This window comes from Nocardia sp. CS682, assembly GCF_004634405.1.
Taxonomy (GTDB): domain Bacteria; phylum Actinomycetota; class Actinomycetes; order Mycobacteriales; family Mycobacteriaceae; genus Nocardia; species Nocardia ninae.
Genome location: NZ_CP029710.1, coordinates 1,979,921 through 2,000,379 on the forward strand (window position 1 = coordinate 1,979,921; position 20,459 = coordinate 2,000,379).

Genomic DNA, 20,459 nt, shown 5'->3' on the forward strand with positions numbered 1-20,459 from the left:
ACCAACCTCCTAGGGACAACACCCGGCCGGTCCACACCGACCCGTCGTTGCCTAATACGGTACCCGGAACGAGAATCGCAGTTCACTTCTGGGGCAGAATCGCGAAGTGACCAGGCGTGAAGAGGCGGCGCGTGGAAGAAGACCGAGATTCTCGACAAACCGCGGCGAACGCGGCAGTGTCGGCAACCACACAGTTCCGACGCGGTGTTCACCCGCTGTCCAACTTTTGGTGAACATCACCATGCGACGGTGGGGCCATGGCGGCGACCCTCATCGCGACGGCTCCGACCGGTTCCGTTGCCTCATCCTCCAGTCCGACAGCACTGCCCCCGGTCCGACCGGTGGAGCGTCTCGGGTTGGCCGGGCTGCTGCTCGGAACCGCGATCGCGTACCTGTGGCACATCACCGTGAACGGTATGGGCAACAACTTCTACGCGGGCGCCACCTGGGCCGGCTCGCGGAACTGGAAGGCACTGCTGTTCGGGTCGCTCGATCCGAGCAACTTCATCACCGTCGACAAGCCGCCGGTGGCGCAGTGGGTGATGGGGTTGTCCGGGCAGCTGTTCGGATTCAGCAGTGCGAGCATGCTCGTTCCACAGGCGTTGATGGCGGTTGCCGCGGTCTGGCTGTTGTCCGCGGCGGTGGCGCGGGCGACCGGCAGCCGGGGCGCCGGGCTGCTCGCCGGGGTGGTGCTGGCGGCAACGCCGGTGGTGGCGTTGATGTTTCGGTTCAACAATCCGGATGCGGTGCTGGTCTTACTGATGACGGCGGGCGGCTACTGCACGATCAGGTCGCTGGAGCGGGCGAACGGGCGGTGGCTGATGCTGGCCGGTGTCGCGCTCGGGTTCGCGTTCTTGACGAAGTTGCTCGAAGGGTTGATGGTGCTGCCCGCGCTGGGGATCGTATACCTCGTGGTCGCGCCTACCTCATTGCGGAATCGGTTGTGGCACTTGGTCGGTGCTACTGCGGCGTTGATCGTTTCCGCCGGTTGGTATGTGCTGCTGACCATTCTGTGGCCTGCCTCGTCGCGACCTTATCTGGCGGGGTCGACGGACAATACGTTCATGGACGCGGTGCTCGGCTACAACGGATTCGGGCGCTTCCTGGGTGACACCCCGGCGTCGGGTCAGATCGCGCTGCCTGCTGGTTATCAAACACCGCCAGGGCTCTTGCAGAGCTTCAATGATTTCGGGTCGCCCGGAGCCGGCCGACTGTTCCTGGGCGAGAGCGGATTCGAGATCTCATGGCTGGTTCCTGCGGCTCTGCTGGCGTTCGTGGTGGTGCTGGTTTCGCGGTGGAGCGCGCCGCGCACTGATCAGATACGTGGTGCTGCACTGGTTTTCGGGCTGTGGCTGATCACCATGGGTGGCGCCTTCAGCGCGATGAAGGCTATCGAGCACTCGTACTACACGTTGACGCTCGCGCCCGCCGTGGCCGGGTTGGTGGCGGTCGGGGTGCACGAGCTGTGGCGACGGCGCGATGAGCTCTTCGGCAGGCTCGGTGCCGCCGCGCTGGTGCTGACCATGGGATTGTGGTCTTTGGTTGTCCTGCAACGCAATTCGGAATGGCTGCCGTGGTTGCGCTGGACCATCGCCGGGGCGGCGGTGGTCGCGGCGCTCGGGCTGCTGGTGACGGCGATCCCGGCAACGGCAGGCTGGCGAACCGCTCGGGCCAGAGCGACCGCGCTGTTGGTGATCGTCGGCGTGTTCGCCGGGCTCGGTGGGTCGACGGCCTATGCGGCGGCCACCCTGCCGCAGGCCCATGTCGGCCGCAGTCCCGTCGTCGGACCGGCCAAACCCGTCGAGACCGGGATCGAGGCGCTCATCCATCGGCAGACGCAGAACTTCGCCGACGGTGGCGCGTTCACCAACCCGCAGCTCGTCACCATGCTGATGAGCACCACGACGAAATGGTCGGCCGCGGTCGACCGCGGTTCGATCGCCGCCGCGCTGGAATTGGCCAGCCGCACCCCGGTGATCGCCATCGGCGGGTTCGCGGCAGAGGACCCGGTACCAACGCTAGAGGAGTTCCAGCAGATCGTGGCCGACCATCAATTGACCTACTACCTGGTGCAGGAAATGCAGCTGCCCGCGTCCTGGAAAGTCGGCGGCCAACCCGGCGCCGCCGCACCCTCGGCTCCCGAAAAGCCTTGGCAGGTAACCGGAAAGCCGGAAATCGCGACCTGGGTGAGCCACCACTACACCGCGACGCACATCGGCAACATCGCGATCTACGACCTGACGCCGCACCCGAATTAGACGATCAGCGCTGGACCCAGTCCCGCATGCGCCCGAACAGGGTGCGGCCGGAGTCGCGTGCGCGTTCGGTGAAAAGGAATCTCAGCTCCTCCTCCAGGGACTTGCGGACTACGTCGCGCAATTCCTGTGCGGCTGTGTCGATATCGTCGGTATCCCGCCAGGGAGCCGGGTCGATCGGGGTGCCTGCGGAGAAGTAGAAGCGTTCGGGGCGGGGCAGGACGGTCGGGCCGAGGCCGCGCAGCAGCGGGGGTGTCAGTTCGGGGTTGATGCCGAGGGCTTCGACGGTCCAGCGCAGCGGGCGCAGCAGCGGGTGGTCGCCGTCGATCACGATGTCGTAGGCGTCGTCGACGCCGATCATCGCGATCGGCACGATCGGCGCGCCCGCCTCGATCGCCATCCGGGCGAAGCCGGTGCGGCCCTCCCATTTGAGGAGGTACTTCTCGTTCTTGCGGCGCACCGCTTCGCGTCCGCCGCCGGGGAAGACGATGACGGCCTCGCCGCGCTTCAGCAGCGCGAGGCAGTTGCCTCGAGTGCCGCGGACCGCGCCGTAGCGGTGCAGGAAGTGACGCACGCCAGGGACCGCGATCAGCACGTGTTCGGCGAGCCCCCGGATCAGGCGGCCGCGGCGGCGCAGCACCTCGGGCAGCAGCAGCGGTGCGTCGATGCCACCCATCAGGTTGTGATTGCCGACCAGCAGCACGGGCCCCTCGGTCGGGATGTTGTCGAGTCCGTAGAACCGCGGACTGGTCCACGCCCGCAACGGCGAGAGCAGCGCCTCGATTACCCGCAGATCGCTGTCGCTCAGCGAAACCGCCAGCGGAGCCCCGTCACTGAGCGCAGGCTTCTCCAGCACCAACGCCCCGGACGCGCCCTCCACGGAACCAACCGAACCCGAACGGTCGTGCGACATACATCCCTCCTGATGTCGCCCCGAACGATACCGTAACGAATTCCACTGTGCCGCATCACATGTGAGCGCCAACACAGTCCACGCGGTCTGCTATGAGCTCCGGCGCACCCTCGCCCGGCGACAAAACCGCCGCCAGCCTGCCACGCAGCCCCCGACTCCCAACCCCAGAGTTTGCTGACAATTCGTGCGCAACCAGACAACGGTGCCCGACGAGCATGGCTCGAATGTGCCAACCACCCTGTGTGCGCATGCCAGTCGTCGGGCCGACACTCACAGCGCCATAGGTGGAGCAACGGACTCCGCCACCCATGGCTGCTGCCTGCTGGCGGCTGCGCCGTCCAGACCCGTTGGACTACTCCCCGACGTGCCCGTTGGTTTCCGGGTCGACCGCGCCACCGGCGTGGGCGAACTCGGACAGGGCGGCCGCGAGGGAGTGGGGGACACGGGCGTGGACTCGGGTGCCACCCTCCTCGTGGGTGGAGTCGAGGATGCGGCCGTCGGCGTGGATACGGGCGAGGAGGTCGCCACGGCTGTAGGGGACGAGGACGCTGACTTCGACGTCGAGGCCGCCGAGCACTTCGGCCAGGCGGTCACGGAGGGTGTCGATGCCGAGGCCGGTGTGCGCGGAGACGAAGGCGGCGTCGGGCAGCTGGCCGCGCAGGCGGGTGAGCGCCATCGGGTCCAGTGCGTCGATCTTGTTGACCACCAGCAGTTCCGGCGGGGCGGGGGTGCCTTGTTCCTTGATCACGTCGGTGATCACCTCGCGGACCGCTTTGATCTGTTCGGCGGGCAGCGCGTCGGAACCGTCGACGACGTGCAGCAGCAGGTCGGCGCCGGTCACCTCCTCCAGCGTCGACCGGAACGCCTCGACCAGCTGGGTCGGCAGGTGCCGGACGAAACCGACGGTGTCGGTGAACACGACCTCGCGGCCGTCGTCGAGATCGGCGCGGCGGGTGGTCGGGTCCAGGGTGGCGAACAGCGCGTCCTGCACCAGCAGCCCGGCGCCGGTCAGCGCGTTCATCAGGCTGGACTTGCCCGCGTTGGTGTAGCCGACGATCGCCACCGACGGGATGCCGCTGGAATTACGGCGGGCCCGCATGGTGTCGCGCGCGGTCTTCATCTCCCGGATCTCGCGGCGCAGCTTGGCCATCCGCTCACGGATGCGCCGACGATCGGTCTCGATCTTCGTCTCACCGGGACCACGCAGACCCACACCGCCGCCGTTGCCGCCGGCCCGGCCACCGGCCTGCCGGGACATGGACTCACCCCAGCCGCGCAGTCGCGGCAGCATGTATTCCATCTGGGCGAGCGCGACCTGCGCCTTGCCCTCGCGGGAGGTGGCGTGCTGGGCGAAAATGTCCAGGATCAGCGCCGTCCGGTCGATCACCTTGACCTTGACGACCTTCTCCAGCGCGGTCAGCTGCGCCGGCGTCAGTTCACCGTCACAGATCACGGTGTCGGCGCCGGTTTCCAGCACCACGGCACGCAGCTCTTCGGCCTTGCCGGAGCCGATGTAGGTGGCCGGGTCCGGCTTGTCCCTGCGCTGGATCAGTCCTTCGAGCACCTCGGAACCGGCGGTCTCGGCGAGCGCGGCCAGTTCGGTCATGCTCGCGTCGGCCTGCGCCGCGCTGCCCGCGGTCCACACGCCGACCAGCACGACCCGTTCCAGGCGCAGCTGCCGGTACTCGACCTCGGTGATGTCGGTGAGTTCGGTGGACAACCCGGCGACTCGGCGCAGCGAACTACGCTCGTCGAGCTGCATCTCGCCGACGGTGGGGTCGGCGGCGGTCCAGCCGCCGGACCGCTTCATCCGCGCGGCGTGCTCGGCGACCACATCGCCGGTCTCGGCCTCGTCGGCCGATGCGTCGGTTGCGGCACCGTCGAGCTGGATGTCGTCATCGGCCGTCTCGGTGAAGTCGTCGGCCGGAGTGAATTCATAAACTTTGGATTTCGTCATACAAGATCCATGATCCCACGATGCACCGACATGGCGCATTCGGATATTCGGCACAGCGTGTTGGACCGAGCTGACCGGTTCAGAGCTGCTGCCACCAACCCTCGGAGATCGTCCCCGACGCAACCAGCACCGACGGACCGCGCAGCCGAGCGCTACCGCCCGCGAACCCGACCGTGACCTCTCCCCCGGGGACCCGAACGCGCACCTCCCCCGTATCGGAAGCGATCCGGAATCCCTCGCGAACCAGCGCCGCCGCGGCAGCGGCGACGGTTCCGGTTCCGCAGGAACGGGTTTCGCCGACCCCACGCTCATACACCCGCATGTCGACCGAACGCTCGGCGTCCAGTGCGGTCAAAATCTCCACGTTGACACCGTGCGGAAAAAGATCCGGGTCATAACCGGGCGGCACCGTGAGATCGAGTTTGGCCAGCCCCTCCGCGGACAGCTCGGGATCGACACAGGCCAGGTGCGGATTCCCGACATCGATGCCGACCCCGGGGTACGCCCAGCCCGCGACGGTCGCAGTGGATGCACCGAGTTCCCGAACGGGCCCCATGTCCACGGTGACCTCACCATCCACCGCGGTGGCGGAATGCACCACGACCGGCCGCCCACCCGCGCGGCTGACGACAACGAATTCCTTGCTGTCCGCCAGCCCAGAAGCCACCAGATAGTGCGCGAACACCCGCACACCGTTCCCGCACATCTCGGCAATCGAACCATCGGCATTGCGGTAGTCCATGAACCAATCCGCATCGCCCACCCCCTCGGGCAGTTCGTCGAGCACTCCTGCCGCATGCAACGCACCGGCTCGCGCCACCCGCAGCACACCATCGGCGCCCAGACCGCGCTGACGGTCGCACAGCGCGCTGACCCGCTCGGCGGTCAGCTCCAGGCGAACCTCGAGGTCCGGCAGCAGCACGAAATCATTCTGGGTGCCGTGCCCCTTGGTGAACTCGATATCCGACACGTGCGTGTTCTCCCTACCTTGTCGTCATTTGGCAAACGTCCGGCGCTGCCGGGAAATTTCGTACAGTGCCACGGCCGCCGCCGAGGGCGCACCGAGCGAGCTGGCGGTGCCGCCCATCGGAATGTGCACCATGTCGTCGCAGGCGTCCTGCCAGGCGGCGCTCATCCCGGTGGTCTCGTTGCCGACGACGAGGATGGTGGCCTCGGTGAAGTCGTAGTCGTAGGCCGCGCGCGGGCCGTGCTCGTCGGTGCCGACGATCCGAGTCGGGATGCCGCGGCGCACCTGCCTGTCCCGGAATTCGAGCACCTGCGCGGCGCCGGCCGCCCGCAGCACCGGCAACGCGAACAGCGAGCCGGTGGACGCGCGCACGGCCTGCGGGTCGTACTGGTCGGCGCCGTGGCCGGTGACGATCACCCCGCTGGCACCGAACGCGTCGGCCGACCGGATCAGCGTGCCGAGGTTGCCCGGCGAGTTCGGCCGATCGAACACCACGACCACGGGAGCATCCTCGCCGGGCTCCCCCGGTTCGAAGGTGTCCAGCTCCTGCTGACGCGACACCGCGACGGCCACCAATTCCGGTATGCCGCCGACCTTTTCGCCGAGCTCAGCCATCAACTCCGGCACCAGCCCGACCTGCGGAACGTCGCTGGTGTCCAGTAACTCCCTGGCCCAGCTGGACAGATCAGGGGTGCCGAGGCGGTAGAGCAGCGTCTCCAGCGGCCAGTCGTTGGCGACGGCCTGGGTGATCGGGCGCACGCCCTGTACCAGGAAGCGCCCGTCGCGGTGGCGTTTGGTCCGGTTGTTCAGGTAGGCCTGCCACACCTGGACCGAGGCATTGCGGGTGCTCACACGTCGGGTCACTGCGGAGTCCGTTCTTTCTCGTCGAGCAGGGCGAGCGCGGTCGCCACCAGATCGGGGGCGGCACCGTCCACCCAGCGCACCCGTGGGTCCCGCCGGAACCACGAGCGCTGCCGTCGAACGTAGCGCCGGGTGCCGATCAGGGTGCGTTCTTGCGCGTGCTTCATGTCGTATTCGCTGTCGAGATACGCCAGGACTTGTGCGTAACCGATGGCGCGCCGGGCGGTGACGCCCTCGCGCAGGCCCTGGTCGATCAGGGCACGCACTTCGTCGACCAGCCCGGCGGCGAACATCAACTCGGTGCGGCGTTCGATCCGCTCGTCCAGCTCGGCGGTCTCCCGGTCGACACCGATGATCACCGTGCCCCAGCGCGGCCTGCCGATCTCGGGTGCGGAGGCGGCGAACGGCTGACCGGTCAGCTCGACGACCTCGAGTGCGCGCACCATCCGGCGGCCGTCGGTGGGCAGAATGGTGGCCGCCGCGGCCGGATCGGCCTGCCGCAACGCCGCGTGCACGGCGGCGACACCGCCCTCGGCGAGCACCGCCTCCCAGCGGGCCCGCACGGCCGGGTCGGTGGCCGGGAACTCCCACTTGTCCAGCAGCGCTTGCACATACATCATCGACCCGCCGACGATGACCGGGACGCGACCGCGCGCCATGATCGCGGCCACGTCCGCGCTCGCCGCGGCTTGATAGGCGGCGACGGTCGCGGTTTCGGTCACGTCGAGCACATCGAGCTGATGATGCGGGATGTCGCGCCGTTCGGCGAGGGTGAGTTTCGCGGTGCCGACGTCCATGCCGCGGTAGAGCTGCATCGCGTCGATGTTGACGATCTCGCCGCCGAGCCGTTCGGCGAGGTCGAGGCCGAGGTTCGATTTGCCGGTGGCGGTGGGGCCGACCACGGCGATCGGGGTGATGCCGGTATCGGTCACGACAGCACCCCGGCGACGCGTGGCAGCTCGGCTCCGCCGCTCCCCACGGTGCGCTGCCCCTTGATCGCGCTCATGCGGACACCGTCGCGGCGGGTCGCCACAGACTCACGTGGTATCCGACCCCGAACGGCGCGTCGCTGTACAGCGTCTCGACCATGGGATCAGTGTCGAACAACCCGGCCAGCACCTGGTAGGCGGCCCGCCCGGACATCACCAGTTCCGCGCACAGCGCCGGATCCAGCGAGCGCAACGCAGCCCGGTCCCCCGCGGCCAATGCGCGATCGAGATCGTCCTGCACGCCGGCGGCCCGCTCGTCGAGGTAGCCGGGCGCTTTCAGCGACAACGTCGCGGCACCGTCGGCCACCACGAGCACGCCGTGCTGCCCGGCCGAACCATTCAGTTCCGCCCGCAACTTCGCGCCGAGTTCGACGCAGCGGTGCTCCGGGGTATCAGCCGCCACGATCCGCACCTCCGCACTGACCGCGGGCGACACCTGCTCCCGCAACCACCCAGCGATCAACACCGGCAACGGAAGCTGAGCATCCGGTTGCGCCGTAGCGGTCGCGGAAAGGGTGACGGGGACATCCGCCCCGAAGCCGCGAAACGTACCGGCCGTTTCCGGACCGAACACCTGGTCGGCGGCACCGGTACCGATTACTGTCCAGCGGTCTGACACCCGCGCGAGCGCGGTCGCGGCGTCGAGCACGGCAGCCCGCAGCACCGCCCGCGGATCGCCCGGATGACCGGGAACCGCGCCTGTCACACCGCCGCAGAGCTCGGGCACCAAGATCGGCGGCGACGGGACCAGGGCGGCAATCGGGAACACGGGCTAACCGTAACCGTTGTGCGGGACACCGATACGCACCGCGGGTACCGCCCAGCTTCGAGTGTCTCTGCCGCAAAGCTGGCCGAGATTGCTACTGTTCGAGGAGCTACAACCCAGGTCATCAGGGGTTGCAATCCCCGTGATTCCGCCGAGTGAGGGCATGGGTCGATGGTCACAAGAGCTCGGACCGGGTTCAATGGGATGAGCTAGGGCGTAACCAGGCAGCCGTGACGCGCGGCAGGGACGAGGAGCAATGACCGACAGCAACGGAACCGCGAAAGCCAGCCCCGGCGCGATGCCGCGCTCTTCCGGTGCCCCGAAACCCGGCGGCTCGATCCAACCTCCCAAGCCGCACGCGACGCCGGGCCAGACCCAGCACCCGCATCCCGTGGTGCCCACCGTCTCCGACCCCAGCGCCTGGGGCCGGGTCGACGAGGACGGCACCGCCTGGGTGAAGACCGCCGAGGGCGAACGCCAGGTCGGCTCCTGGCAGGCCGGTGACGCCGCGGAGGGGCTGGCCCACTTCGGCCGCCGCTTCGACGACCTGGCCACCGAGGTCGCGCTGCTGGAGGCGCGCCTGGCCGCGGGCGCGGATGCCCGCAAGACCAAGGCCGCCGCCGTCGCCCTCGCCGAATCGCTGCCCACCGCCGCCGTGATCGGCGATATCGACGGGCTGGCCAAGCGGCTCGCGGCGATCGCCGAACACTCCGAAGAGGCGGCCGCGCACGCCAAAGAGGAGAAGGACCGGGCGCGCCACGAGCACACCGAGCGCAAGGAAGCGCTGTGCGCCGAGGCCGAGAAGATCGCCGCCGAATCCACCCAGTGGAAGGCCGCGGGCGACCGGCTGCGCGAGATCCTCGACGAGTGGAAGTCGATCCGCGGTGTGGACCGCAAGGTCGACGACGCGCTGTGGAAGCGATACTCCAAGGCCCGCGAGGCGTTCAACCGCAGGCGCGGTGCGCACTTCGCCGAGCTCGACCGGGAACGCGCGTCCGCGAAGACCCGCAAGGAAGAACTGTGCGTGCGCGCCGAGGAGCTGTCCGGCTCGACCGACTGGGTCGGCACCGCAGGCATCTTCCGTGACCTGCTCGCCGAGTGGAAGGCCGCGGGCCGGGCCCCGCGCGAGGCCGACGAGGCACTGTGGCGGCGCTTCAAGAGCGCGCAGGACGTGTTCTTCGCCGCCCGCAACGCCGCCGTCACCGAACGCGACGCCGAGTTCGACCAGAACGCGGCCGCCAAGGAAGAACTGCTGCAGGCCTACGAGCACATCGACCCGGCCAACGGCTTGGAAGCCGCCCGCGCCGCACTGCGCGAGCTGCAGGACAAGTGGGACGCCATCGGCAAGGTGCCGCGCGAACGCATCCAGGAACTGGAAGGCAAGCTGCGCGCCATCGAGAAGCGGGTCCGCGACGCGGTCGACGCGCAGTGGCGCCGCACCGACCCGGAGGCGATGGCCCGCGCGGCCCAATTCCGGGAGCGGGTAGCGCAATTCGAGGAGCAGGCCGCCAAGGCCCAGGCCGCGGGCAAGGCACGCGACGCGGAGAAGGCCCTCGAACAGGCCAAGCAGTGGCGTGAATGGGCCGAAGCCGCGGAGGGCGCGGTCACCAACCTCTAGTTCGACCTACGGCAAAGGGTGGGCCGTCGGCATTGCGCTGACAGCCCACCCTTGTCGTTGTCCGAATTCGGTTACTCCCCGGTGAGGCGGCGGCGGTCGCGTTCCTCGGCCGCAGCCGAGGCATTGCGGCGCTGCTCTTCGGCGGCCAGCTGCACCGCGGTACGACTCCAGACCACGCGAATCCAGTGGAACGTCAGCACGATCGCGGCGATGGTGCCGAGGATCAGGCCGATGGCCGGGCCCGCGCCGTGGTAGTTCCCGATGCCGGGCGTCTGCCGGTGCCAGATGGAGAACACGCCGAACACGCTGGTGATGGCGGTGCCCGCGACGGCGATCCAGGCGAGGAACCAGCGGCGGGTCATCAGCGCCAGCATCGAGAAGCCGATGCCGAAGACCACGAGGAACCAGACGAAGATCCGCGACGGCAGCCCGATGTGCTCCAGCTGGGCGGCGTCGGTGCCGAGCAGCACGTCGAAGCCGCGTGCGCCGCCTGCGTGCGGCAGCACCAGCGAGAGCAGCAGCACGAACACCGCGCCCGCGACCACCATGGCGCGCACACCGGGGTCGATCTCCCCGGCGATGCGACGTTCCACCGCGTCCAGTTCGTCGCGGAACTGCTCGAAGTTGCTGCTCTCGACCGAGTTCACTGAACCCTCGTTTCGTTCGGCTTGTTCGTGGTTCGCTGCACTGCCCGCGTCCACTGTGCCAGCATCGGGTTCGCTCGCCGCAGCCGACCCACTACCGTCGGTAGTAGGTTTCGTGTTCTTCGGCTGCGCGGCCGGGTCCGGCGTGAAATTCTCGCCCGATCCGTCGCTGTTGCTGCTCGGCTTCTCGCTCACGCCGCCCCTTCGCTGACATTCGGTTCCGCCTCGCCCGGTGCGCGACGGTGCCTGGCTCGCTCGCTGTTGTGCGCGTCGTGTCCGGCGTGGCTATCACCAAGCAATCCGACTGGGTCGGTGGTCGACCGGTTCATGCCGCCACCACGACGCCGTGGTCTTTCAGCATGCGCGCCAAGTGGCCTGCTTGCCCACCGATCCGCCGCACCGACGCTCGGTTTCGACGCCCGCGCCGCCACATACGTCGCGTTCTACGACCCGCAACCGGTCGAACAGCCTACGGCCGCAACCGGTTCCGGCGCGGGGGCGCCGATGCGAGGCAATCCGAGGCCGACACCGATGGGTTCGGTCTTCGGCGTGACGCCGCGTTCGTGCGCATCACCGGCCGCGGTGCGCCGGTGCGACTTGATCGGCGAGTCGGCGATCAGGTGATGCGGCGCCGCCTCGGTGATGTCCACGGTCACGATATCGCCGGGCCGGATCGACTCGGGCGTGCCGCCGGGCCGGAAATGCACCAGCCTGCCGTCGCGGGCGCGGCCGCTCATCCGCGCGGTGGCGGCGTTCTTCTTGCCCGCACCGTCGGCCACGAGCAGTTCGACCTCGGCGCCGATGAGCGCTCGGTTCGCGTCGAGCGAGACTTCCTCCTGCAACGCGATGAGCCGCTCATAGCGTTCCTGCACAACGGCTTTCGGCAGCTGATCGGGCATGTCGGCGGCGGGGGTGCCAGGCCGCTTGGAGTACTGGAAGGTGTACGCGCTGGTGAAGCGGGCCTGCCGGACCACGTCCAGGGTCTCCTGGAAATCCTCCTCGGTCTCCCCCGGGAACCCGACGATGATGTCGGTGGTGATCGCCGCGTGCGGCATCGCCGCCCGCACCTTCTCGATGATGCCCAGGTAGCGCGCCTTGCGGTAGGAGCGGCGCATCGCCTTGAGCACCTTGTCCGAGCCGGACTGCAGCGGCATGTGCAGCTGCGGGCAGATGTTCGGGGTCTCGGCCATCGCCTCGATGACGTCGTCGGTGAACTCGGCCGGATGCGGCGAGGTGAAGCGCACCCGCTCCAATCCGTCGATGGTGCCGCACGCGCGCAACAGCTTGGCAAACGCGCCGCGGTCGCGTGCCTCGTCCGGGTCGGCGAACGAGGCGCCGTAGGCGTTCACGTTCTGCCCGAGCAGCGTCACCTCGAGCACCCCCTGGTCGACCAGCGCCTGCACCTCGGCGAGCACGTCACCGGGGCGGCGGTCGACCTCCTTGCCGCGCAGCGCGGGCACGATGCAGAAGGTGCAGGTGTTGTTGCACCCCACCGAGATCGACACCCAGCCCGAGTACGCGGACTCGCGCTTGGCGGGCAGGCTCGACGGGAACGCCTCCAGCGATTCCAGGATCTCCACCTGCGCCTCGGCGTTGTGCCTGGCCCGCTCCAGCAGCACCGGCAGCGAGCCGATGTTGTGCGTGCCGAACACCACGTCCACCCACGGCGCTTTGCGCACGACGGTGCCGCGGTCCTTCTGCGCAAGGCAGCCGCCGACGGCGATCTGCATGCCGGGCTGATCGGCCTTGATCGAGGCCAGGTGGCCGAGGGTGCCGTAGAGCTTGTTGTCGGCGTTCTCGCGCACCGCGCAGGTGTTGAGCACGACGAGGTCGGCCGTCGCCCCCGGCGCGGCCTTCACGTACCCCGCGTCCTCCAGCAGCCCGGACAAGCGCTCGGAGTCGTGCACGTTCATCTGGCAGCCGAAGGTGCGGACCTCATAGCTGCGCAGGCCCTCTGCGGGCGGTTGGGCGGGTGCCAACACTGCCTGTCCGATCGAATCCACGCGTCCAGGGTACGGGCAGGCCCGAATCGGACGACGTTCGGGCGACCCAAATTTCGGGGGCATCGGCACATTTTTTAACGGCACGTTTTTTGCTGGCACGGTCACTCGGGGCCTAACGGCGCTAACACCGTCTGATCAGGCACGCTACGCCTCCGGCCGACCCTCCGCCGGACCCGTCGACGCCTACTCGGACGAACCGGGCACCCGGGTTAACACGGCGTGTCGCCCCGGCGTGGCGGAACGGTGTGTCGCCGAAACTCGGGCAAATCCGGATTTTGCCTTTAAGGTCTTGGATCATGACCGACGACGCCGCCGCGCCCGATACGACCGGGAACGCTTCAACCGGGGACGCCAGCGCCGCCAGCGTGCCGATGATCTCGATGCGCAACGTGCAAAAGCACTTCGGTGAACTGCACGTACTGCGCGATATCGACCTGGAAGTCCCCAAAGGACAGGTAGTCATTGTTCTCGGGCCTTCGGGTTCCGGGAAGTCGACGCTGTGCCGCACCATCAACCGCCTCGAACCCATCGACTCCGGTGACATCGCCATCGACGGTGTCCCACTCCCTGCCGAAGGCCGCGGCCTCGCCGCGCTACGCGCCGACGTCGGCATGGTGTTCCAATCGTTCAACCTGTTCGCGCACAAGACGATCGTCGAGAACGTGATGCTCGCGCCGATCAAGGTTCGCAAGATCAAGAAAGAAGCCGCACGCAAGCACGCCATGGAACTGCTCGACCGGGTCGGCATCGCCAACCAGGCCGACAAGTACCCGGCCCAGCTGTCCGGTGGACAGCAGCAGCGCGTCGCCATCGCCCGCGCCCTGGCGATGAACCCGAAGGTAATGCTGTTCGACGAGCCGACCTCCGCGCTGGACCCCGAAATGGTCCAGGAGGTGCTCGACGTGATGGTCTCGCTGGCCAAGGACGGGATGACCATGCTGGTCGTCACCCACGAGATGGGCTTCGCCCGTCGCGCGGGCAACCGAGTCCTGTTCATGGCCGACGGCCAGGTGGTCGAGGACGCCGAACCCGAGGTGTTCTTCACCGCGCCGAAGTCCGACCGTGCCAAGGACTTCCTCGGCAAGATTCTGACCCACTGAAACGTAGAGATCGACCGCTGGCCCGTGCCGAACCGATGGACGGCCTAGTCCAAACGTCCACGGCCAGCAAACCCATGAGAGAAGGAAACTCGATGAGGATCAACCGTGCCCTGCGACTCGGTGTCGGTGCGATCGCACTGACACTCGCCGCCGCGACCGCCACCGCGTGTGGCGGCGGTGAGACCAAGTCCGCCCTGGATAACGCCAAGGACGGCAAGCTCACCATCGGCATCAAGTTCGACCAGCCGGGCCTGGGCCTGCGCAACAAGGACGGCTCCTACAGCGGCTTCGATGTCGAGATCGGCAAGCTGGTCGCGGAGAAGCTCGGCGTGAAGGCCGACGGCATCACCTGGAAGGAATCCCCGTCCGGCCAGCGCGAGACGCTGATCGAGAACGGGCAGGTCGACTACATCGTGGCCACCTACTCGATCAACGACGCGCGCAAGCAGAAGGTCGACTTCGGCGGCCCGTACTACATAGCGGGCCAGTCGCTGCTGGTGCGCGCCGACAACACCGACATCACCGGCCCGGACAGCCTCAAGGGCAAGAAGGTCTGCTCGGTGAAGGGCTCCACGCCCGCGCAGAACATCGAGAAGAACTTCAAGGACACCCAGCTGCAGACCAACGACACCTACTCGCTGTGCCTCGAGGGCCTGCGCGCCGGTTCGTGGGACGCGGTGACCACCGATGACATCATCCTGGCCGGTTACGCCGCCCAGAGCACCGGTGCGTTCAAGGTCGTCGGCAAGCCGTTCACCACGGAGAACTACGGCATCGGCCTGAAGAAGGGCGACAAGGAGCTCCGCGACAAGGTGAACGACGCGATCGAGGCGATCATCGCCGACGGTTCCTGGAAGAAGGCGTTCGACTCGACCGTCGGCATCTCCGGGTACCAGGCGCCGGAGCCGCCGAAGGTCAACCGGTACTGAGTTCTTCCCTCGCACGGGTGGCCTGACCGCGCCGGTTGGGCCACCCGCCGCACATCCCCTGACAATCGAGACCCGATGGGAGGGACACGTTCGCCGTGTTCGACCTGATCTCGAGGTATGACGATCAAATCCTCGACGCCTTCTGGGTGACCATCAAACTGACCGTTCTGTCCGCGGTCGGTGCGCTGATCCTGGGCACTTTCGTCGCCGCGCTGCGCGTGTCCCCAGTACCGATCGCCCGCGCGGTCGGCACCGCCTACGTCACCATTTTCCGTAACACTCCGCTCACGCTGATCATCATCTTCATGTCGCTCGGCCTGTACACCACGATGGGCTGGAACCTCGCGGGTGAGGGACCGAATTCCGTGGCGGACAACAACTTCCGCTACGCCATTCTCGGATTCAGCATCTACACCGGCGCTTTCGTCTGCGAATCGCTGCGCTCCGGCATCAATACCGTGGCGATGGGGCAGTCGGAGGCGGGCCGTTCCCTCGGCCTGACCTTTGCCCAGAACCTGCGATTGATCGTGCTGCCCCAGGCCTTCCGGGCGGTCATCGCCCCGATGGGCAGCGTGCTGATCGCACTGACCAAGAACACCACCATCGCCTCCGCCATCGGCGTGGTCGAAGCCGCCACCCTCATGGCGAACATCAACGAGAACGAGGCAGCGGTGGTTGCCGTGGGTGCCATCTTCGCGCTCGGCTTCGTCATCCTGACCCTGCCGACCGGGCTGCTCTTCGGCTGGCTCGCCAAACGATTCGAGGTGGCCCGATGACCACTGCGCCTTCGGTTCTCTTCGATGCGCCCGGCCCCAAGGGGCGTATCCGGCACCACATCTACTCGGTTGTCGTGGTCGTCGCCGTCGCGGCCTTCCTCTGGGTGCTCTACAGCGGCTTCGCCGACAAGGGACAGTTCACGGCGGAGAAGTGGAAGCCGTTCGTCGACCTCGAGGTCTGGGAGACCTACCTGCTCCCCGGCCTGAAGGGCACGGTCGTCGCCGCGCTGCTGTCGATCGTGTTCGCTCTGCTGATCGGCATGATCTTCGGCATCCTGCGGCTGTCCGAGCACCGGGTGGTGCGCTGGGTGGCCGGCGCGGTGGTCGAGGTCTCGCGGGCCATCCCCGTGCTGATCCTGATGATCTTCCTGTTCGCCCTGTTCTCCCAGAACAAGGTGTTCAAGGTCGATGATCTGGCGCTGGCCGCCGTGGTGATCGCACTGACCGTGTACAACGGCTCGGTCATCGCCGAGATCGTCCGCGCGGGCATCCTCTCGCTGCCCAAGGGCCAGACCGAGGCGGCGGTCGCGCTCGGCATGCGCAAGAACCAGCTGATGCGGTTGATCCTGCTGCCGCAGGCGATTACCGCCATGCTGCCCGCGCTGGTCTCGCAAATGGTTGTCGCGCTGAAGGACTCGGCGCTCGGCTACCAGATCACCTACACCGAGATCGTGCGCTCCGGCCAGCAACTCGGTGCGGCGGAACAGAACACGGTGCCCTCGCTCATCGTGATCGCCATCGTCATGATCATCCTGAACAGCGCGTTGACCATCTTCGCGACCAAGCTGGAGAAGAAGTTGCGCTCCCGCAAGAAGGGCAAGGCGGTCCTCACGGCCGACTCGATCATCACCGATGCCGCGCCCGGGATGGATCTGACCAAGAAGTAACCGTTCGACTTCGAACGCAACGCGATACGGCGGTGCGCTGGATGCGGTAATCCGCTCCGGTGCACCGCCGTTCGCGTTCCGGGTTACGGCGAGTGGTGCGTGTGCAGAGCGCCGCACGGTCCGGCAGCGTCCGCACGCGCAGGCCGGGCCGCATCGGCGTTGCGATCGCCAACGCGCGGTTCAGCGCAGCGGTATTGATCTCCGGCGCAACCAACCAGTCGGATAGGCCGACTACGATCGCGTTCGTGCGAGTAGGGCGACGGATCTCCGGTCTTCTGGCGTGTGCTGTCCTGCTGGCGGTGGTGGTGATGACGGCGTGGGAGCAGCAGCCGCGCGGACATCGGCCGGAGTCCGCGCCCGCGGATGTGTTCAGTGCTGAGCGCGCGTTTCGGGTGGTCGAGGAGATCGCGCGACAGCCGCATCCGATCGGCACGGCCGAGCACGCTCGGGTGCGCGACCATCTCGTGGCGGAGTTGCGGAATCTCGGGCTGGAGACCGAGATCCACGAGGGGATCGGTAAGTATCCGACCGCGTTCCAGCGCGACGTGCTCGGGATGGGGCGGATCGCCAATATCGTGGCCAGGCTGCCCGGCACGAATTCGACCGGAACTGTTTTCCTGACCGCGCACTACGATTCCGTGGCCTCCGGGCCCGGCGCGAACGACGACGGCGTCGGGGTGGCCGCGGTGCTGGAGGATGTTCGCGCGTTGCGTGCGAGCGGCGCCGCATTGCGCAACGACGTGGTCGTGCTGCTGACCGACGCCGAGGAGACCGGCCTGCTCGGCGCGGAAGCGTTCGTCACCGCGGGCAAGGACGGCCGCGACACCGGTGTGGTGATCAACCACGAGGCGCGCGGTGCCGGCGGCCCGGTGTTGTTGTGGCGGACCACCCATCCCGACGGCGCGCTGATCCGCGCCGTCGAGCGGGTCGCGCCGTATCCGAACACCGACTCGCTGTCCACCACGCTGGCCGGTGCGCAGACCTCGAGCAACACCGACTTCGCCGCCTTCGAGCCGGGCGGATTGCGGGTACTGGACTGGGCCTTCGCCGGTCACAGCGCCTACTACCACAGCCCCCTCGACGATCCGGCCCACGTGAATCTGGCGACGGTGCAACAGATGGGCAACAACAGCCTCGCGCTGGCCCGGGAATTCGGCGACAAGGACCTCACCGTCACCGACGACACCGATCGCGCGTTCTTCCAGTTGCCGTTCGGGGTGCTGGTGGTCCTGCCGTTCTGGGTGATCATCGCGCTCGCCGTGGTCACCGTCCTCGCCGTGGCCTGGCTCAGCAGGCAACTCCGGCGCGCCGGGGAGACGAGCCTGCGGCGGATAGTCGGTGCCGCCGCAACGGTTCTCGTCGCGGCACCGCTCGCGACCGGCGCGGTGTACGGGCTGTGGGAAGTGGTGAAGGTTATCCGACCCGAGTACCGGCCGCTGTTCGTCGACCCGTATCGACCCGAGTTCTATTACGTGGCGATTCTCGTGCTGTCCGTCGCGGTGCTCGCCGCCTGGTTCGTGATCGCACGGCGACTGTTCGGTGCCATGGCCGCCGCGGCCGGGCTGCTGTGCTGCCTGGCCATACTCGGCCTAGCGCTCGCGCTCCTCGCTCCCGCGACCGCGCACGTACTGGTCGTGCCGACCTTCGCCGCGGCGGTGGGAGTGGCGGCTACGTTCGCGGTGCCGCAGCGGTGGCGGTTGCCGGTCCTGACCGTCTTCCTCGTGCCCGCGGCGATATTCCTCGGCAGCGCAACGTGGCCCGTGCTGCAAACCGGCATCACCACAGCCCCGTTCCTGGTCGCACCCGCGGTGGTGCTGCTCGGCGGTCTGCTCATGCTGACCCTCACGCAGGCGTGGCCCGCCCGATACGGCTGGGCTATCCCATCGACCGCAGTCGTGCTCACCCTCGCCCTCACGGCGGCGGGATTGGCGGTGGACCGTTTCGATGCCAACCATCCGATGTCGTCCCAGCTCATCTACGCGCTCGACGCCGACCGGAACGAGGCGCTGTGGCTCTCCCGCGAATCCCCCGATCGCTGGACCCGCGACCTCGTCGACACCACCGCACCCGCTGAGCGGTTCGCCGAGCTCTGGCCCACCGCCGTCGCGAGTGGCCCGGCCCCGGCCGAGCCACTCTCCCCGCCGACCGCTGAAATCGTCTCCGACACCACCGAATCGGGGCAGCGCGCGGTCCACCTGCGCCTGCGCTCCACCCGCGGTGCCACCAGCATCGCCCTGCGCTACGACACCCCGCCCATCTCGATGCGGGTCGCAGGCCGGGACGTGACTCCGCTACCCAAAACGGGCTTCCTGTTCCACGCACCCGGACCCGACGGAATCGACGTGCATCTGGTCGTTCCCGCCGGTCCCTTCCCACTCCAACTGGTCGACTACACGTGGCTTCCCGACTCCCGCCTGCAGTCCTACCGAAATCCCCCGAAGGACATCTACTTCCGGCAGGACAGCGCGGGCGCCGTCTTCACCACCGTCCCCGGCCTATGAGTCCAACTCGCTGAGCACCTGCAAGATGAGGCCGCGCGCGTCGCGGCCATACACGGCCGCACCTTTGAGGACCTCGAACATGCGGGCATACATGGCGCACTCGGCGGGCTGGGTGACCTGAATGCCCGCGGTCGGTGTCTCGAGCGCGACCATGGCGTCGTCGAAGATCCAGAAGCCGGTGGAAGCGACGGCTTCCCGTTCGGTCATCAGCGGGATGATGCCGAGCGAGATGTTGGGCATCGACATCAGCTCCAGCAGCCGGCCCAGTTGCCCCGCTTGCACCTCCGCCGTGCCGAACCAGGTGCGCAGCGCCTGCTCCTCGAGCACGGCCACGAATCGCTTTCCGCCACGGTGCAGGACGCGCTGACGTTCCATGCGTACGGCCACCGCTTCGTCGAGGTCGTTGGGGGTGTCGAGAAAGCGGATCCAGAACGACAACATGGCGGCGGTGTACTCCGCGGTTTGGAACAGGCCGGGGATGACGTTGTGCTCGTAGATCCGGAACACCTTCGTCGCCTGGTAGCGCTCGGGTGTGTGGGCACCGAGCACCCGCTTCATGCCCGCCCGGCTCTGCCGCCGGAATTCGAGATAGGCCGAGTCGACCGCGCGCAGCGTCGCGACCAAGTCGAGCTCCTGATCGACGGCGGCGCACACTCGGCACCAGGCCCGGATGTCCCGATCGGTCGGGAACTGAACGCCGTTCTCTATCTTGGACACCCGGGTGAAGTGCTGGCCGGTCTCCGCGCCAAGCTGCCGGATGGTGATCCCCGCGGCTTTGCGGATATCCCGCAGCCGATTGCCGAGCGCCCGCCGGGCCTCCTGCGCGGAATTAGCTGGGCCGGTAGTCACGGTGCGGTATGGACAGCCGCCACACGGCCTCGAAGGCGTTGCGGCAGAGCTGAATATCGTGCGGATCGCGGGAAGTGACCTGGTCGGTGGCCACGCCGCTGCCCGCGTAGTGGAGGAAGATCACGAGTCGGTTGTCGAGGAGGTAGAAGTCGTTGCCCGGGATGGCCACCGAGGACATCAGTCGCCGAGGCACCCAGCGGATATCCTCACCGGCCTCGACCATCGGGCCTGCGATGCTGTTGGACCAGCGCTGGTACTCGCTCAGCGGTTCCGACACGATTCTGGCCCGGCGGACCGAGCGGCCTGCGGCCACATGGTCGCGGACCGTAGCGCACCAGCCTTGTAGCCAGGCCAGATCATCGAGTTCCCCGGCTGTCCACTGGGCGAGGTGCGGTAGCTCGACCGCCGTTCGATAGGTATCCCGTGTCTCCAAATGCACTGATT

General features: G+C 67.8%; 17 protein-coding genes. 7 read left to right on the forward strand and 10 right to left on the reverse strand.

Features of this window, described 5'->3' with window-relative positions; translation table 11 throughout:
* Window positions 1-341: 341 nt before the first annotated feature.
* Complete coding sequence (locus DMB37_RS08690) at window positions 342-2,258, forward strand: glycosyltransferase family 39 protein (protein ID WP_240772306.1); 1,917 nt, start codon at window positions 342-344, stop codon at window positions 2,256-2,258.
* A gap of 4 nt (window positions 2,259-2,262) precedes the next feature.
* Here the strand turns inward: DMB37_RS08690 and DMB37_RS08695 are convergent, their stop codons facing one another.
* From DMB37_RS08695 to DMB37_RS08720, 6 genes are all read right to left on the reverse strand, one after another.
* On the reverse strand, window positions 2,263-3,168 hold the full coding sequence (locus DMB37_RS08695) for a lysophospholipid acyltransferase family protein (protein WP_135232260.1): 906 nt from the start codon (window positions 3,166-3,168) through the stop codon (window positions 2,263-2,265).
* Window positions 3,169-3,520: 352 nt separating this feature from the next.
* Window positions 3,521-4,978, reverse strand: coding sequence for a GTPase HflX (gene hflX, locus DMB37_RS08700; RefSeq protein WP_135237439.1), 1,458 nt, complete (start codon window positions 4,976-4,978; stop codon window positions 3,521-3,523).
* Between the two features lie 226 nt (window positions 4,979-5,204).
* Window positions 5,205-6,086 (reverse strand): diaminopimelate epimerase, encoded by an 882-nt coding sequence (gene dapF, locus DMB37_RS08705; RefSeq protein WP_135237440.1) that lies wholly within the window; start codon window positions 6,084-6,086, stop codon window positions 5,205-5,207.
* 33 nt (window positions 6,087-6,119) lie between these two features.
* Window positions 6,120-6,956: an RNA methyltransferase gene (locus DMB37_RS08710; protein WP_135232261.1), complete on the reverse strand. Its 837-nt coding sequence runs from the start codon at window positions 6,954-6,956 to the stop codon at window positions 6,120-6,122.
* Complete coding sequence (gene miaA / locus DMB37_RS08715; RefSeq protein ID WP_135232262.1) at window positions 6,953-7,885, reverse strand: tRNA (adenosine(37)-N6)-dimethylallyltransferase MiaA; 933 nt, start codon at window positions 7,883-7,885, stop codon at window positions 6,953-6,955. Before miaA ends, DMB37_RS08710 begins: the two co-directional genes overlap by 4 nt.
* Window positions 7,886-7,955: 70 nt before the next feature.
* Entirely contained in the window at window positions 7,956-8,711 is a 756-nt protein-coding gene (locus DMB37_RS08720) for a hypothetical protein (protein WP_135232263.1), read from the reverse strand.
* A 253-nt stretch (window positions 8,712-8,964) separates the two neighbouring features.
* Between DMB37_RS08720 and DMB37_RS08725 the strand changes: the two genes are divergently transcribed.
* Window positions 8,965-10,326 carry a DUF349 domain-containing protein gene (locus DMB37_RS08725; protein ID WP_135232264.1) on the forward strand — a complete coding sequence of 454 codons (1,362 nt, stop codon included), beginning with the start codon at window positions 8,965-8,967 and terminating at the stop codon, window positions 10,324-10,326.
* Between the two features lie 71 nt (window positions 10,327-10,397).
* On the opposite strand, the gene DMB37_RS08730 is transcribed toward DMB37_RS08725, so the two are convergent.
* A complete protein-coding gene (locus DMB37_RS08730) occupies window positions 10,398-10,973 on the reverse strand; it encodes a hypothetical protein (protein WP_240772307.1) in 576 nt (191 codons plus the stop codon).
* Between the two features lie 440 nt (window positions 10,974-11,413).
* Window positions 11,414-12,973, reverse strand: a complete 1,560-nt coding sequence (gene miaB, locus DMB37_RS08735) for a tRNA (N6-isopentenyl adenosine(37)-C2)-methylthiotransferase MiaB (RefSeq protein ID WP_135232265.1) — start codon at window positions 12,971-12,973, stop codon at window positions 11,414-11,416.
* 371 nt (window positions 12,974-13,344) lie between these two features.
* Here miaB and DMB37_RS08740 point away from each other — a divergent pair, with 371 nt between their 5' ends.
* The 5 genes from DMB37_RS08740 to DMB37_RS08760 all read left to right on the forward strand — a co-directional run bounded on the left by DMB37_RS08740 (window position 13,345) and on the right by DMB37_RS08760 (window position 19,166).
* Complete coding sequence (locus DMB37_RS08740) at window positions 13,345-14,073, forward strand: amino acid ABC transporter ATP-binding protein (RefSeq protein ID WP_107660733.1); 729 nt, start codon at window positions 13,345-13,347, stop codon at window positions 14,071-14,073.
* Window positions 14,074-14,165: 92 nt separating this feature from the next.
* Window positions 14,166-15,002 (forward strand): glutamate ABC transporter substrate-binding protein, encoded by an 837-nt coding sequence (locus DMB37_RS08745; RefSeq protein WP_135232266.1) that lies wholly within the window; start codon window positions 14,166-14,168, stop codon window positions 15,000-15,002.
* 95 nt (window positions 15,003-15,097) lie between these two features.
* On the forward strand, window positions 15,098-15,778 hold the full coding sequence (locus DMB37_RS08750; protein WP_107658185.1) for an amino acid ABC transporter permease: 681 nt from the start codon (window positions 15,098-15,100) through the stop codon (window positions 15,776-15,778).
* Window positions 15,775-16,665 carry an amino acid ABC transporter permease gene (locus DMB37_RS08755; RefSeq protein WP_135232267.1) on the forward strand — a complete coding sequence of 297 codons (891 nt, stop codon included), beginning with the start codon at window positions 15,775-15,777 and terminating at the stop codon, window positions 16,663-16,665. Before DMB37_RS08750 ends, DMB37_RS08755 begins: the two co-directional genes overlap by 4 nt.
* A 245-nt stretch (window positions 16,666-16,910) precedes the next feature.
* On the forward strand, window positions 16,911-19,166 hold the full coding sequence (locus tag DMB37_RS08760; RefSeq protein WP_135232268.1) for a M20/M25/M40 family metallo-hydrolase: 2,256 nt from the start codon (window positions 16,911-16,913) through the stop codon (window positions 19,164-19,166).
* Here DMB37_RS08760 and DMB37_RS08765 read toward each other — a convergent pair.
* Both DMB37_RS08765 and DMB37_RS08770 read right to left on the reverse strand, forming a co-directional pair.
* Complete coding sequence (locus DMB37_RS08765) at window positions 19,161-20,015, reverse strand: helix-turn-helix transcriptional regulator (RefSeq protein WP_135232269.1); 855 nt, start codon at window positions 20,013-20,015, stop codon at window positions 19,161-19,163. The two genes, DMB37_RS08760 and DMB37_RS08765, sit on opposite strands and share 6 nt — an antisense overlap.
* Window positions 19,996-20,448, reverse strand: a complete 453-nt coding sequence (locus DMB37_RS08770) for a DUF6879 family protein (RefSeq protein WP_206055215.1) — start codon at window positions 20,446-20,448, stop codon at window positions 19,996-19,998. The genes DMB37_RS08765 and DMB37_RS08770 overlap by 20 nt, the downstream gene beginning before the upstream one ends.
* Window positions 20,449-20,459 lie beyond the last annotated feature (11 nt).

Coding starts and splice junctions, on each gene's coding strand:
- DMB37_RS08695 (WP_135232260.1), bottom strand. CDS start 3,168: ATGTCGCACGACCGTTCGGGTTCGGTTGGTTCCGTGGAGGGCGCGTCC.
- DMB37_RS08725 (WP_135232264.1), top strand. CDS start 8,965: ATGACCGACAGCAACGGAACCGCGAAAGCCAGCCCCGGCGCGATGCCG.
- DMB37_RS08740 (WP_107660733.1), top strand. CDS start 13,345: ATGATCTCGATGCGCAACGTGCAAAAGCACTTCGGTGAACTGCACGTA.
- DMB37_RS08745 (WP_135232266.1), top strand. CDS start 14,166: ATGAGGATCAACCGTGCCCTGCGACTCGGTGTCGGTGCGATCGCACTG.
- hflX (WP_135237439.1), bottom strand. CDS start 4,978: ATGAAGCGGTCCGGCGGCTGGACCGCCGCCGACCCCACCGTCGGCGAG.
- DMB37_RS08755 (WP_135232267.1), top strand. CDS start 15,775: ATGACCACTGCGCCTTCGGTTCTCTTCGATGCGCCCGGCCCCAAGGGG.